Genomic DNA, 14,576 nt, shown 5'->3' on the forward strand with positions numbered 1-14,576 from the left:
GACGGAACCGATGGGGATCGAGCGGTGTATGTAAGGCAGCGGACCGTTCACAGCAGGTCGCGAAGGGCGCGGTCGCGGACCATGAGGGCGGCTCGCTTGTCGGGGAGATCGACTTCCGCCTGGAAGCGGAAGCCGGCGCTGAGAAAGGCGGACACGGAGGGGGTGTTGCGCAGGTCGGGTTCGGCGATGACGCGCCCGCAGCGCGGGCGGTGGTCGAGGACAAGACCGGAGACCGCTCTGAGGAGGGTGGTGCCGACTCCGCGGCCGCGGTCGGCGACGCCGGCGACGAGCAGATGGATTCCGGTGTCGTGCGGACGGGAGGGGTAGTGGCGGGCGAGGGGGTCGAGGTCCGCGCGGTAGATCTCCCAGTAGCTCATGGGGATCCCGTCCAGCACGCCGAGACAGGGGATGCTGCGGCCGTCGCCTTCGAGCTGGGGGCGCAGATGGGCGGCGGTGACGGCTTCCGGACCGGAAAGTTCCCAGAAGGCGGCGACGGCGGGGTCGTTCATCCAGCGGGTGATCCGTGCCAGATCACGCTCGATGCGGACGGGGACGAGCCGGAAGACACCGACGGACGTGGTGACCGGGCCCCAGCCGGCGGGGGCGTCGAGCAGGCCACCGGCCGAGGCCGCGTCGGACGGCACCCCGACGGACGTCGGGGTGCCCTCTCCGAACAGTGCGATGAGCTCCTCGGGCAGCCGCAGATCAAGAGTGTCGTCGGCGCCCCCGCCGATATGCGGGGTGGGGCTGGTTCCGGTGTCGGTGCTCGCATCGGTGGGAGGCACAGTGGCGCTCTCCTCTCAGCAGTTCGGAAGAGTCGTGTTCGTTCAATGGCGAAGGGGGTTGGTGATGGTGACGTAGACGGACTGGGTGTCGACGGGGCCGACGAGCTCGTCGAGGCCGTGCAGCCGGGTGAGCAGATTCGCCTTGCAGCGCAGCGTGGGTGACTCCAGGAGCTGGCCGGGCAGCGCTGAGCCGAGCTCCGCCGCGCGGGAGAGGAACTGCCGGAAGGCGGCGAGGAGGACGCGTTCGTCGGCGAGGCCCTGGGCTCCGAACGCTCCGATCAGACCAAAGACGTTGTTGATGCCGAGGTAGTAGGCGAAGCGCTCGTCGGTGACCTCGTCGGAGACAAAGGTGTCGCTCACCGAGCCGATGCCGGGGAGACGGCTTTCCAGCGAAGGGCGGTGGGATTCACGGAAGTAGTAGCCCTGGTTGTCGCGGTAGCGGCCGCCGACGGGCCAGCCGTCGGTGTCGAGGAGCACCAGGGTGTTCTGCTGGTGAGCCTCCAGGGCGATGCCCGCTGTGCCGTCCAGCCAGAGCACCGGGCGTACCACCTGGTCGAGGTAGCGCAGGAACCACTCGGCGGACACGGCTCCGGTGGAACGGCCGGTACGGGCGGCGAGGCCGGCGATGGTCTCGGCCAGGCGCGAATACATGCCGGTCCGGCCGGGATAGGGGCGCGGAGCGGTCAGCCCGGCGATGCAGACGGCGTCGTCGCCGGGGGCGAACGGGTTGTGGCGCAGCATGACGTCGAGTCCGCCCACCGCTTCGCCGTCCGGGGTGTCGACGGCGAGCCAGGCGGGGTCGCGGACGATGTCGAAGCCGGGGTGGGCGGCGTGCCATTCCTTGGCGAGGCCGCTGCGCAGCAGCCGGTGGACCTCGACGCCCCGGTGGAGTTCCTTGCGGAGGTTCTCGCGACGGGAGTTGGTGATGCGCACGCCGAGGGAGAGCTTGAGCATGGCCCGGGCGCCGGGCCGGTGCACGGTCCGGATCGAGGAGGTGGGATGCCAGGGGGTTCCGTGGGGCCCGAGGTCGTGGAGGAGGCCGGCGTCGAGGAGTCCGGCGACGGCGGGTCGCTGCCGTAATTCGCGGGCCTGCCAGGGGTGGAGAGGCAGGGGCACGGTGTGATCGGGAAGGGGGACGTCTCCCAGCAGGCGGGCCGTCAGCAGGCCGGCGGGCACGATACGGCCCTGCTCGGTCCAGGCCGAGTCGGCGGCGAGCACGGACCGGTCGACGGCCATCCAGTGCAGCGGGAAGGAGCCGCGCAACTCGGGTGAGTAGAGGCGGGCTTCGGCCTCGGAGAGTCCTTCTCGGCTCTTCGGTGTGGGATGGAGGGGATGCCCGAGGAGCAGCGACTGTTCGGCGGTGAGGAACAGGTCCGCGTCCGCGGCGGCTTCGGGACGGCGGCGCCGGTCGGTGAGGAAGTCGGCTGTGTGGCTGACGGAGTTGGCGACCCTGCCGACCAGATCGGCGCCCTGGTAGCGGCCGGACTCACGGCTGAGGAGTGCGGCGACCGTGACGGCCTCGGCGGCGGGGGCGTTGTGCGGGCCGCTCTCCAGGAACGGCATGCCGAAGCGGTGCCAGCCCGTCGCCGACCAGTACCGGACGGGGACCAGAAGGGCGATGCCACTGACGTCGAGCGGGATCCGCAGCACATTGCCGTCGGGGCGGGGCAGGTTGTTCTCCCTGACCCAGCAGCGCAGCAGATTCTCGACCGCCGCGGAGTCGGCGGCCTTGTGGGGGTCGGGATGGTCGAGGTAGTCGGCGGCCGGTAGCCCCGCTGACAGGTCGGCGGTGGAGGCGAGGTGTTCGTCGAAGCCACCGGCCGGTTGGCGGGGCACGGTCGGTGACTCGACGGTCCGGGGGGCTTGCGCCGGGTCGTGCCCTCGGCGGTGTCCCCGGTCCTCGGCGGTGGGACGGCCGTGGGCCTCGGGCACATCAGGTGCGGGAGTGGAGTTCACGGAAGGCTTCCTTGTGGGGGTGTCCAGAGTCAGTACGACGGGCCGGTTTCTGTCCGGCGGAGCGCGGCACGCTCCGCGGCGGCCAGGGCGTCGGCGAAGCGGTCGAGGACCGCCACGGCCTGTTCATCGGTGAGGGTGAGGGGAGGGAGCAGACGTACGACGGCGGACCGGCGTCCACCGAGTTCGACGATGAGACCGCGGCTGAGACATTCTCGCTGAACCGCCGCGGCGAGGGCGGGGTCCGGCGGGGCGGGGTCGCCGGCGTCCGTGGCGACGAGTTCAACACCGATCATGAGCCCGCGGCCGCGTACGTCTCCGATGCACGGGTGGTGCACGGCGAGGCCCTGGAGCTGTCCCAGCAGGCGCGCGCCGAGGGTCGCGGCACGATCGGCGAGCTTGTTCTCCCGTACGTACGCGAGGGTGGCCGCGCCCGCCGCCATCGCGAGCTGGTTACCACGGAAGGTGCCCGCACGGTCTCCGGGCGGCCAGCAGTCGAGGTCCGAGTGGTACACGATCACGGCCAGTGGAAGGGAGCCGCCGATCGCTTGGGAAAGCACCATGACGTCAGGGGTGATCCCGCTGTGCTCCACGGCCCAGAAGGTACCGGTCCTCCCGACTCCTGTCTGCACCTCGTCTGCGATGAGCGGGATGGACCGGGCCTCGGTGATCTCCCGCATCCTGCGCAGCCAGGCGTCGGGGGCGGGGATGATGCCGCCCTCGCCCTGCACCGGTTCGAGGATCATTCCCGCGGGGGCGGGCAGTCCGCCCCTGGAGTCGTCGAGCAGGCTCTCGGTCCAGCGGGCGGAGAGTTCGGCGCCGCGTTCCCCGCCGATACCGAAGGGGCACCGGTAGCTGTACGGATAGGGCAGCCGGGTCACCCGGATGTCCTGGGCACCGCCGGAGGCGGCGAGGGCTCCGGCCGTCATCCCGTGGTACGCCCCGGTGAAGGCGAGGAGGCCGCTGCGGCCGGTGGCGGCGCGGACGAGCTTGAAGGCGGCCTCGACCGCGTCCGTGCCCGCGGGACCGCAGAACCGCACGCGGGCGTTGCTGGCGAACTGCCGTGGCAGGGTGGCGAACAGCTCAGTGAGGAAGGCGTCCTTGACGGGCGTGGCGAGGTCGAGTGCCTGCAACGGCGCACCCGAGTCGAGGACTTTCCTGATCGCCTCCAGGACCACCGGATGATTGTGTCCGAGCGCCAAGGTCCCCGCGCCGGAGAGGCAGTCCAGATACCGCCGCCCGTCCGCCCCTTCGATCGTCAGCCCCCGTGCGCGCACCGGCACGATGGGCAGCGATCTCGCGTAGGTACGCGCGGCCGGTTCGCGCAGGGACTGACGCCGGAGAATGCCCTCGTGGGCGATGGTCGGCGCCGCCGGAGCTGGTTCGGTCACGGCCACGGCTGTCGGTCCTTCCGCTGTCACGTTCAGTCTCACGTCAGTACGGCGCTCACCTGCCGAGTGTTCGACCGTGAGCGCTGACGTCGCCCCCTATGTACCAACGACGGCGGGTGCCGGGGATCACGGCCGATCGGAAGATCCTTCGGGTCGCGGAACCGCGGCCCTGCCGTACGCCGTCCCCATCGGCACCGGCATAGTGGGGGGCCGCGTCCCGGCTCCGGCACCGTGACCGGGGTGCGCACTCTGTTCCGAACTGTTCCGAAGTCCCAGGGGGATCACGCCATGCGACCCATTCGCCCGACGCTCGCCGCACGCCGTGGGAGGAGCGCACGGCGCAGAATCTCTCCTGTACTCGGCGCCGTCTCGGTCGCCGCGGCCCTCGCGCTGACGGCCACCGCCTGCGGGCCGGGCGACGACAACGCGTCGGCCCAGGCGAGCGAGACCGCCGGCGGTTCGTCCGACGGCAAGATCACGATTCCCGACGATCTCAAGGACCGGCTCAAGGATCGCGGGATCGATCTGGACAAGTGGCGCGGCGGCGAGTGGAAGAACTGGGACAAGGACACCTGGCTGCGTGAGGCCAGGGACTTCGTCAATCCGATCATCGAGGGCCTCTGGGACCAGGACCGGATGCGGGACGCGGAGGAGCCCGACAAGCCGGTCGACGAGCAGGACATCTCGGGCGACGAGGGAGTCACCGACCCGACGCCGCAGCCGGTCGACGCGCAGGCCGTGAAGACGCCGTACGGCGACAACGTGGCCGAGGCGGGCAAGCTGTTCTTCGACGGGCCCGAGGGCTCGATGGTCTGCTCGGCGACCGTGATCAAGGACCCGGCCCACCCCGGTAAGTCCAACATGGTGTGGACCGCGGGTCATTGTGTGCACGCGGGCAAGAGCGGCGGCTGGTACCGCAACCTCGCCTTCGTGCCCTCGTACAACAACGGCGGCCTCTCGATGGCCGAGTTGGAGAGCGCCACCAAGGAGCAGGCCGCTCCGCACGGCGTGTGGTGGGCCGACTGGGGCCAGACCTCCGAGCAGTGGATCTCCCAGGGCGCCTCGACGGGCGGTCAGGGGGCGCCGTACGACTTCGCGGTGATCCATGTGACCCCGGAGAAGGGCAGCGGCGGCAAGTCGCTGGAGGAGACGGTCGGTTCGGCTCTGCCGGTGGACTTCAACGCTCCGGCCACCGCGGAGATCGCCGCCATGACGGCGACCGGATATCCGGCGGCGCCGCCGTACGAGGGCCAGAAGCTCTTCCAGTGCCAGGACAAGCCGGGCCGGCTGTCGCTGACGGCCGAGGACCCGACGATGTACCGCATCGGCTGCACCATGACCGGCGGTTCGTCGGGCGGCGGCTGGGTCGCGAACGGCCGGGACGGCAAGCCCGCCCTGGTGTCCAACACCTCCATAGGCCCGGTGACGGCCGGCTGGCTGGCCGGACCGCGCCTCGGCGATGTGGCCAAGGGCCTTTACGACGGCGTCAGCGAGAAGTTCGCAGGCCAGTAACGCGCGAGCCGGCCATGGGCGTTCGCGTCCATGGCCGGCTGCGGCGGAGACGCACAGGACGAAGGCCCGCACCCTCGCGTCGAGGGTGCGGGCCTTTGTCGTACGGTCAGTCAGCTACCGGTGCGCTCAGCGGGCCACCGGCACATAGGGAGCGAGCGCGGCGGCCAGCTCCTCATGGACGCGGGCCTTGAGCGCCGTGCCCTCCGGGGTGTGTTCCTCGGACAGCACCTCGCCGTCGGCATGCACCCGCGAGACCAGTCCGCCCTGCGTGTACGGCAGGAGCACCTCGACCTCGACCTCGGGACGGGGCAGCTCGGCGTCGATGAGTGCGAGCAGCTCACCCATGCCCATGCCGGTGCGCGCCGAGACGGCAATAGCGTGCCGCTCCATGCGCAGCAGGCGCTGCAGGACCAGCGGGTCCGCCGCGTCCGCCTTGTTGATCACCACGATCTCGCGTACGTCCACGGCGCCCACCTCGCGGATCACCTCGCGCACGGCGGCCAGCTGCTCCTCCGGCGCCGGATGCGAGCCGTCGACCACATGCAGGATGAGATCGGAGTTGCCGACCTCCTCCATCGTGGAGCGGAACGCCTCGACGAGGTGGTGCGGCAGATGCCGGACGAACCCGACCGTGTCGGCCAGGGTGTAGAGACGGCCGCTCGGTGTCTCGGCCCGGCGCACGGTCGGGTCGAGGGTGGCGAACAGCGCGTTCTCCACCAGCACGCCCGCGCCGGTGAGCCGGTTGAGCAGGGAGGACTTGCCCGCGTTGGTGTATCCGGCGATGGCGACCGACGGCACCTTGTTGCGCCGCCGCTCCTGCCGCTTGATCTCGCGGCCCGTCTTCATCTCCGCGATCTCCCGGCGCATCTTCGCCATCTTCTCGCGGATCCGCCGACGGTCCGTCTCGATCTTGGTCTCACCGGGGCCGCGGGTGGCCATGCCGCCACCGCCGCCGCCACCCATCTGCCGGGACAGCGACTGACCCCAGCCGCGCAGCCGCGGCAGCATGTACTGCATCTGGGCCAGCGCGACCTGTGCCTTGCCCTCGCGGGACTTGGCGTGCTGCGCGAAGATGTCGAGGATCAGGGCCGTACGGTCGACGACCTTGACCTTGACGACATCTTCGAGATGGATCAGCTGGCCGGGGCTCAGCTCACCGTCGCAGACGACGGTGTCGGCGCCGCTCTCCAGGACGATGTCCCGGAGCTCCTGGGCCTTGCCCGAGCCGATATAGGTGGCCGGATCGGGCTTGTCACGGCGCTGGATCACCCCGTCGAGCACCAGCGCACCCGCCGTCTCGGCGAGCGCCGCCAGCTCCGCGAGGGAGTTCTCCGCGTCACGCACGGTCCCCGAGGTCCACACACCCACCAGCACGACGCGCTCCAGGCGCAGCTGGCGGTACTCGACCTCGGTGACGTCTTCCAGCTCGGTGGAGAGGCCCGCCACACGCCGCAGCGCGGCGCGCTCGGAGCGGTCGAACTGGTCGCCGTCCCGCTCTCCGTCGATCTCGTGGCTCCAGGCGACGTCCTCTTCCATCAGGGCATCGGCCCGAAGGCTGTCCGTGCGAGTGTCCGCGAAGCTCTGCGCGTCCTGGGAAGGGGATGAAGAGGAGGTCATTGGATCCTTACGTCGATGGAGAAGTCGGTTATGCCAGTCACAACGCGTGACGGCCAGGATTGATTCCCGGCCGCGTCGCCGACTCATGAATGGTGGCACGGTTCGGGTCGGCCGTCACTCGGGTTTCACGCTCTGTTCCGGGACGATGCCACGGCTGAGGGGCGCTGTCTCGCTTCCCGGGCGGTGCCGGGTTTCCTGCTCGGTGCCGGTCGTCCTCGTCGAGGTGACACTCCGCCACTCCGGGTGACCGGGCATCGGCGGGGTCTTCCGCCCGTACAGCCACGCCGTGAAGAAGGCGGACAGGTCACGCCCCGCGATGTCCGACGCCAGCGCGGTGAAGTCCGCCGTGGTCGCGGTCCCGTCCTGGTGGTCGCGCACCCAGTCCCGCTCCAGCCGCTGGAAGGCCGTCGCGCCGATCTCGTGCCGCAGCGCGTAGAGCACCAGGGCGCTGCCGTCGTACACCACCGGCCGGAACAGGCTGATCTGGTGCCCCGCCGTCGGGGGCTCGGGGGCCGCCGGGGGGCCGCCCGCCGCCCGCCAGCCGTCGGACTTGCGGTAGGCGGCCCGCATCCGCGCCTCCAGTGACTTCTTGGCGTGCTCCTGCGCGTACAGCGCCTCGTACCAGGTGGCATGTCCTTCGTTGAGCCAGAGATCGGACCAGGTGCGCGGCGAGACACTGTCGCCGAACCACTGGTGGGACAGCTCATGGACCATGACCGAGTCGACGTACCACTCCGGGTACTCGGAGCGGGTGAACAGGGAGCGCTCGAAGAGCGAGAGGGTCTGGGTCTCCAGCTCGAAGCCCGTGTCGGCGCCGGCGACCAGCACGCCGTACGTCTCGAAGGGGTACCGCCCCACCTGCTGCTCCATCCACCGCACCTGCGCCGGTGTCTTCTTGAGCCAGCGCTCCAGTTTCCCGCGGTCGGCGGCCGGCACCACGTCCCGTACGGGCAGTGCGTGCGGCCCCGCGCGGCGGATCACGGCCGAGTCGCCGATGGAGACCTGGGCCAGTTCGGTGGCCATGGGGTGGCGGGTGCGATAGGTCCAGGTGGTGTTCGCGCCGTGGCGGGTCTTCCCCTCGGGCAGACCGTTGGCCACCGCCGTCAGCCGCTGGGGCGCGGTGATGCGGAAGGTGAAGTAGGCCTTGTCCGCGGGGTGATCGTTGCCGGGGAAGACGCGGTGCGCCGCATCGGCCTGGTTGGCCATCGCCAGCCCGTCGGTGGTCCGCACCCAGCCGCCGGCCGTGCCCCTCGGGTCGCTGGTGTGGCTGACGGTGATCCGCATCCGGGAGCCCGCGTCCACCGCTTTGGCGGGGGTGACGACGAGGTCCTCACCGGCCGTCACGAACCGCGCGGGTGCGCCGTTGACGGCGACCGAGCGGACCACGCCGTGCGTGAAGTCGAGGTTGATCCGCTCCAGTCGCTGGGTCACCAGCGCGTCGATCTTGGTGAGGGCGGCCAGCGGCTTGCTGTTGTTGCCGCTGTAGGTGAAGTCGAGGTCGTACGTGAGGACGTCGTAGCCGGGATTGCCCAGCTGCGGGAAGAGCGGATCGCCGATGCCGAGCGGCTCGGGCGCGGGCAGGGTCGCGGCGACGAGGGTGACCGAGGCGGCGGCCAGCAGAGCGGCGCGCAGACGGCGGGAGGTGAGCAGCATGAGCCACCGCTACCAGCGCGGGCCCCGCGCGCGCAGACGGCGCGCGCCGCACCCACCCGAAAGGGGCAGGTCCGGGCCCCGGCGGCGGCCGGATGCCGTTCTTCACGCCCGGTTGACGAACGGGCCTCCGGCGCGGCCTTGAGTGCGGTCGCCGGAGGCCGGTCCTCAGGCGGTAGCCGGATGCTGGGCCCGGCTGACGTCGTACACCCCGGGCACGTCGCGCATCGCGCGCATCAGCCGGGTCAGCCCCGCCGCGTCGGGCAGCTCCAGCGTGTACGTGTGCCGTACGCGCTGCTCACTGGGCGGCTCGACGTTGGCCGAGACGATCGCGGCGCCCGCCGTGGCGATGGCTTCCGTGAGATCGGCGAGCAGCCGGGGACGCCCGAAGGACTCCGCGTACAGCGTGACCCGGCACCCGGGCGTGTCTCCCCAGCTCACCGTCACCGGGGCCCGGTCGGTGGCCCGCATCCGGGCCACCGCCGGGCATTCCTCCCGGTGGACCGTGACGGCGCCGCCGCGGACCGAGAAACCGGTGATCGCGTCCGGCGGTACGGGCGTACAGCAGCCTGCCAGCCGTACGGTCGCGCCCGGCAGGTCCACTACGGCGTTGGCGGCGCCGCGCCGGTCGGCGGTGACGGCGAGGCGGGCACGGGGCGCGACGGCGGGAAGCCCCACGGCCTCCGGGTGCGCCGCGAGCCATCCGGTGATCGCGATCCGGGCACTGGCCGTACGGGCGTGGTCCAGCCACTCGCGCGAGGGCCCCGAGCCCCCGTCCTGGGCCAGCAGCAGCTGGACCGTGTCACCGTCGCTCAGGACCGTGCTCAGCGTCGCCAGCCGGCCGTTGACCCTCGCCCCGAGGCAGCCGTGCGCCGCTTCGCCGTACTGGGCGTACGCCGCGTCCACACAGGTCGCCCCGACCGGCAGCCCGAGCATGCCGCCCTCGGCGCGGAAGACGGTGATCTCCCGGTCCTGTGCGAGGTCGGCGCGAAGCGTCGTCCAGAAGGTGTCGGGGTCGGGGGCCGCCTGCTGCCACACCAGCAGCCGGGAGAGCCAGCCGGGCCTGGTCGGATCGGCGCGCTCACCGTCCTGCGGCTCCACCACATCGACCGAGGCGTAGGGGTTGCCGAGCGCGACGACTCCGGCCTCGGCGACCTGGTGCATCTGATGCGTACGGATGAGGACTTCGGCGACCGCGCCGTCCGGCCCCGCGACCGCCGTGTGCAGCGACTGGTACAGGTTGAACTTGGGGGCGGCGATGAAGTCCTTGAACTCCGAGATCACCGGGGTGAAGCAGGTGTGCAGCTCGCCCAGGACGGCGTAGCAGTCGGCGTCCTCGCCGACCAGCACCAGCAGCCTGCCGAAGTCCGTGCCGCGCAGCTCGCCGCGTTTGAGCCTGGACCGGTGCACGGAGACGAAGTGCCGTGGTCTGACGAGGACCTCGGCGGTGATGCCCGCCTCGCGCAGCACCCGCCTGACGTCCTCGGAGATGACCGCGAGCGCGTCCCCCGCGGTGGCGTTGTCCGCGATCAGGGCCCGGGTGATCGTGTACTCCTCGGGGTGGAGGATCGCGAAGACCAGATCCTCCAGTTCGGTCTTGAGCGCCTGGACGCCGAGGCGTTCGGCGAGCGGAATGAGCACGTCCTGGGTGACCTTGGCGATACGGGCCTGCTTCTCGGGACGCATCACCCCGAGGGTGCGCATGTTGTGCAGCCGGTCCGCCAGCTTGATCGACATCACCCGGACGTCGTTGCCGGTGGCGACGAGCATCTTGCGGAAGGTCTCGGGCTCCGCGGCGGCGCCGTAGTCGACCTTCTCCAGTTTGGTCACTCCGTCGACCAGATAGCAGACCTCGTCACCGAACTCCGCGCGCACCTGGTCGAGCGTCACTTCGGTGTCCTCGACGGTGTCGTGGAGAAGAGAGGCCGTCAGTGTCGTGGTCTCGGCGCCCAGTTCGGCGAGGATCAGGGTCACCGCCAGCGGATGCGTGATGTACGGCTCGCCGCTCTTGCGGTACTGCCCGCGGTGCGAGGTCTCGGCGAGGACGTACGCCTTGTGCAGCACGGCGAGATCGGCGTCCGGGTGGTGCGCGCGGTGGGCGTCCGCGACATGGCCGATGGCGTCGGGCAGCCGGTCCCTGGAAGCGGGACCGAGTAACGCGGCCCTGCCGAGCCTGCGGAGGTCGATCCTGGGAATACCGCGTCTGCGGCTATGGGCACCAGGGTTGGTGGCCTCTGCACTCATGGGCACCTCCGGCAGCTTCGTCCGGCGGTGGAAGAGCAGGAGCGCCCTCCGGGCCGGTGCTTGATGCTACCGAGCCCACCACGTGGAGCAGTCCCGCCCTTGCCCGGCGGGAAACGGATCACCCATTCGAGCGAAGCGTTATGCGAAGGCCGTTTCGAGCCACACCGGGTCGATGTGACCCTCAGCGACGATCACGGCGGGCCCGGTCATCTCGATCTCGCCGTCAGGACGCTCCGTGATGACCAGTCGTCCGCCGGGGAGATCCACGGTGTACGTGACGGGGACGCCGGTCACCGCGGGGTCGTCGCCGTCCCTGCGTGCCGCGGCGACGGCCACGGCGCAGGCGCCCGTGCCGCAGGAGCGTGTCTCTCCCGAGCCGCGCTCATGGACGCGCATGGCGACATGGCGGGGGCCGCGGTCGACCACGAATTCGACGTTCACCCCGTCCGGGTAGACGGACCCGGGGCTGACGGGCGGCTCGGAGAACAGATTCCCGGCGTGCGCCAGGTCGTCCACGAACGCGACCGCGTGCGGATTGCCCATATTGACGTTGAGGGCGGGCCAGGCGCGGTCGCCGACGGTGACCGTCACACCGTCCTCGGGGAGCGCGGCGCGTCCCATGTGGACCGTGATGGCGCCGCCCTCGATGCCGTTCTTGGTCTCGGCGTTCTTGGCGAGGTGCACCTTCTTCACGCCGCCGCGCGTGGCCACGGCCAGGTCGCCCGCCTCCACATGGCCGGCACGCTGCAGGTAGCGGGCGAAGACCCGCACGCCGTTACCGCACATCTCGGCGATGGACCCGTCGGCATTGCGGTAGTCCATGAACCACTCGGCCTCGCCGGCCATGGCACGCGCCTCGGGGTGCTCCGCGGACCGCACGACATGCAGCAGCCCGTCTCCGCCGATGCCGGCCCGGCGGTCACAGAGGCGGGCGACGGCCCGTGCGGGCAGGTCGATGACGTTGTCCGGGTCGGGAACGATCACGAAGTCGTTCTCGGTCCCGTGGCCCTTGAGGAAGGCGATCGGTGCGCTCTGCGAGGTGCTCACGGGACCATCGTACGAGCCGGCACCGACAGATCCGCTGTCCGGCGTCCCGGCGGGGCGCCGAGGTCAGCGCAGCCGGGCGACGCGCCAGACGGCGAGGGCGACCAGGGCGGCGGCCACGGTCACGTACAGGGCGATGACCCGCCAGTCCGGGCGCTCGCCGGAGGAGCGCGAGGGCAGCCCCGGCCAGGTGTGGCCCACCCGGCGGGCGGCCATCATGCCCCAGCCCGCCGCGCAGCAGCTGATCAGCAGTCCCAGCATGGCGACGACCGCTCCGCCGTCACCGGTGCCGAAGGCGAGGGGGAAGGCGAACATCAGGGAGCCGATCGCCGCGAGCATCACGATCGGGGCCAGCTGCCAGATCCGCAGCCGGCGCTGCGGCCGCAGTTCGACCTCGACCTCCGGGGTCACGGTCTCTTCTTCCGGCCCGTCAGGACTCAGCCGTGGGGCGTCATCCTGCGTGTCCGGTACCGCGGGTTGTCCGTTGCGAGGGCCGGCCTCCATCGCCACGCGCCCTCCCAAGTCCGACTCCACTGGCTGATCGATGCCCGATGGTCGATCGATGCTCGATGATGGCACGCTCATGGGTACCGGAATGACGGGCGGAGCGTCCCGATGCCATCACGTGATCAGGCTGTAACCGCCCGTTCGACCAACGCCAGCGCCCGGTGCGGGAGTTCCTCCCGGTGCTCCGTTCCGCCGCTCAGCCAGTGCACGCGCGCGTCGCGGCGGAACCACGAGTCCTGGCGGCGGGCGAAGCGTTTGGTGGCGCGCACGGTCTCCGCACGCGCCTCGTCGTCGGTGCACTCCCCCGCCAGCGCCGCGAGAACCTGCTGGTAGCCGAGCGCGCGCGACGCGGTACGCCCTTCGCGCAGGCCCCGGGCCTCCAGGGCGCGCACCTCGTCCACGAGTCCCGCCTCCCACATCCGGTCGACCCGCCGCGCGATCCGCGTGTCCAGCTCGGGGCGGTCGACATCGACCCCGATCTGCACGGTGTCGTATACCGCGTCGTGGCCCGGCAGATTGGCCGTGAAGGGCTTGCCGGTGATCTCGATCACCTCCAGCGCCCGGACGATACGGCGGCCGTTGCTGGGGAGGATCGCGCGGCCGGCCTGGGGGTCCGCGGCGGACAGCCGGGCGTGCAGGGCGCCCGATCCGCGCAGGGTGAGCTCCGCCTCGAGCCGGGCGCGCACCTCGGGGTCGGTGCCGGGGAAGTCGAGGGCGTCGATGGCGCCCCGTACGTAGAGCCCCGAGCCGCCCACCAGGACGGGGGTGCGCCCCGCTGCGAGCAGCCGCTCGATCTCCGCCCTGGCGAGCTTCTGGTACTCGGCGACGCTGGCGGCCTCGGTGACATCCCAGATGTCCAGGAGATGGTGCGGGACGCCGGCCCGCTCCTCGGTCGTCAGCTTGGCGGTTCCGATGTCCATCCCACGGTAGAGCTGCATGGAGTCGGCGTTGATGACCTCACCGTCGAGTTGCCGGGCGAGGTGGACGCCCAGATCGGACTTACCGGCCGCGGTGGGACCGACGACGGCGATGACCCGCGGTGCGGGAGCTGCGCTTCTCACGTCCCCAGTCTCGCAAACTTGAGGGCCCCTACCCGAACGAGTTACGTGACGGCACACGTCCGGGTTCGTTGCCTGTTGCGAGGTTCCGGCCGCCGGTTTTCTGGCCGGTGCCCCTGAGCGGCGCAATGGAACGCTCCGGGCGGCGCGGAATTTCACCCCCACGAGTAGGCTATGGAGTAGATATGGGTGTTTTTGCGTGGTTCCGCCGTACGTCTGCGGCCACGTCCGCGGCGTCAACCCCGGAGGCACAGGCCGTCCCTCCAACGGTAGACGCCACGGCGGAAGCCGGGCCGGCCGAGGGCGGCGAGGCCGGGGCCGTGGTCTCCGAGAGCGCCGTGGTCTCCGAGAGTGTGGAGATCCCGAAGCAGCAGTCGGCGGAGGCCGCCGCGGACAATGAGGCCGGGGAGAGCGCCCGCAAGTAGGCTGTTGACTCCTCTGAGGGAAGGTGGCCCATGGGTTTCCTGGATTCACTGAAGGCCAAGATGTCTCCGGCCAAGGACAAGGTCTCTGACCTCGCGCAACATCACGGGGACAGAATCGGCCACGGGCTGGACAAGGCCGCCCGAGCGGTCGATCAGAAGACCAAGGGAAAGTACAGCAGCAAGATCGATTCCGGTACGGGCAAGGCGAAGGACGCCCTGGACCGGCTCGCCCACAAGGACGACGGTAAGGGCGGTACTCCCCCGCCGCCGCCCGCCACCTGACCCTCGGCTCCCGGCCGACGACCTCGGCCATCACGGCCGCGGGGCGCACCACAGCGCCTCGCGGCCGTTGCCGTACCCGGACCCGGCCCGCGTCCCGGCCGGCCCGGT

General features: G+C 71.0%; 12 protein-coding genes. 3 read left to right on the forward strand and 9 right to left on the reverse strand.

Features of this window, described 5'->3' with window-relative positions:
* Positions 1–47: 47 nt before the first annotated feature.
* Genes ACFVWW_RS08300 through ACFVWW_RS08310 form a run of 3 tightly spaced genes read right to left on the reverse strand, consistent with a single transcriptional unit; the run spans position 48 to position 4,135 of the window.
* A complete protein-coding gene (locus tag ACFVWW_RS08300) occupies positions 48–785 on the reverse strand; it encodes a GNAT family N-acetyltransferase (protein WP_386876656.1) in 738 nt (245 codons plus the stop codon).
* Between the two features lie 42 nt (positions 786–827).
* Positions 828–2,741 carry an IucA/IucC family protein gene (locus ACFVWW_RS08305; protein WP_384179928.1) on the reverse strand — a complete coding sequence of 638 codons (1,914 nt, stop codon included), beginning with the start codon at positions 2,739–2,741 and terminating at the stop codon, positions 828–830.
* Positions 2,742–2,770: 29 nt separating this feature from the next.
* Complete coding sequence (locus ACFVWW_RS08310; protein WP_386876658.1) at positions 2,771–4,135, reverse strand: diaminobutyrate--2-oxoglutarate transaminase family protein; 1,365 nt, start codon at positions 4,133–4,135, stop codon at positions 2,771–2,773.
* 282 nt (positions 4,136–4,417) lie between these two features.
* Here ACFVWW_RS08310 and ACFVWW_RS08315 point away from each other — a divergent pair, with 282 nt between their 5' ends.
* Complete coding sequence (locus ACFVWW_RS08315) at positions 4,418–5,641, forward strand: trypsin-like serine peptidase (RefSeq protein ID WP_386876660.1); 1,224 nt, start codon at positions 4,418–4,420, stop codon at positions 5,639–5,641.
* Between the two features lie 126 nt (positions 5,642–5,767).
* Here the strand turns inward: ACFVWW_RS08315 and hflX are convergent, their stop codons facing one another.
* From hflX to miaA, 6 genes are all read right to left on the reverse strand, one after another.
* Positions 5,768–7,258 carry a GTPase HflX gene (hflX, locus tag ACFVWW_RS08320; protein ID WP_384179922.1) on the reverse strand — a complete coding sequence of 497 codons (1,491 nt, stop codon included), beginning with the start codon at positions 7,256–7,258 and terminating at the stop codon, positions 5,768–5,770.
* 114 nt (positions 7,259–7,372) lie between these two features.
* Positions 7,373–8,911: a M1 family metallopeptidase gene (locus tag ACFVWW_RS08325; RefSeq protein WP_386876662.1), complete on the reverse strand. Its 1,539-nt coding sequence runs from the start codon at positions 8,909–8,911 to the stop codon at positions 7,373–7,375.
* 165 nt (positions 8,912–9,076) lie between these two features.
* Positions 9,077–11,152, reverse strand: coding sequence for a RelA/SpoT family protein (locus tag ACFVWW_RS08330; RefSeq protein WP_384179918.1), 2,076 nt, complete (start codon positions 11,150–11,152; stop codon positions 9,077–9,079).
* A gap of 138 nt (positions 11,153–11,290) precedes the next feature.
* Entirely contained in the window at positions 11,291–12,199 is a 909-nt protein-coding gene (dapF, locus tag ACFVWW_RS08335; protein ID WP_384336925.1) for a diaminopimelate epimerase, read from the reverse strand.
* Positions 12,200–12,262: 63 nt separating this feature from the next.
* On the reverse strand, positions 12,263–12,700 hold the full coding sequence (locus ACFVWW_RS08340) for a hypothetical protein (protein ID WP_384179914.1): 438 nt from the start codon (positions 12,698–12,700) through the stop codon (positions 12,263–12,265).
* Positions 12,701–12,825: 125 nt separating this feature from the next.
* Positions 12,826–13,764: a tRNA (adenosine(37)-N6)-dimethylallyltransferase MiaA gene (gene miaA, locus ACFVWW_RS08345; protein WP_384179912.1), complete on the reverse strand. Its 939-nt coding sequence runs from the start codon at positions 13,762–13,764 to the stop codon at positions 12,826–12,828.
* 182 nt (positions 13,765–13,946) lie between these two features.
* Here miaA and ACFVWW_RS08350 point away from each other — a divergent pair, with 182 nt between their 5' ends.
* Both ACFVWW_RS08350 and ACFVWW_RS08355 read left to right on the forward strand, forming a co-directional pair.
* Positions 13,947–14,186, forward strand: a complete 240-nt coding sequence (locus ACFVWW_RS08350; RefSeq protein WP_386876665.1) for a hypothetical protein — start codon at positions 13,947–13,949, stop codon at positions 14,184–14,186.
* Between the two features lie 30 nt (positions 14,187–14,216).
* Positions 14,217–14,468 carry an antitoxin gene (locus tag ACFVWW_RS08355; protein ID WP_386876666.1) on the forward strand — a complete coding sequence of 84 codons (252 nt, stop codon included), beginning with the start codon at positions 14,217–14,219 and terminating at the stop codon, positions 14,466–14,468.
* The last annotated feature ends 108 nt before the right edge of the window (positions 14,469–14,576 follow it).

It is taken from the genome of Streptomyces sp. NPDC058198, assembly GCF_042882605.1.
In the GTDB taxonomy this organism is placed as follows: Bacteria; Actinomycetota; Actinomycetes; order Streptomycetales; family Streptomycetaceae; genus Streptomyces.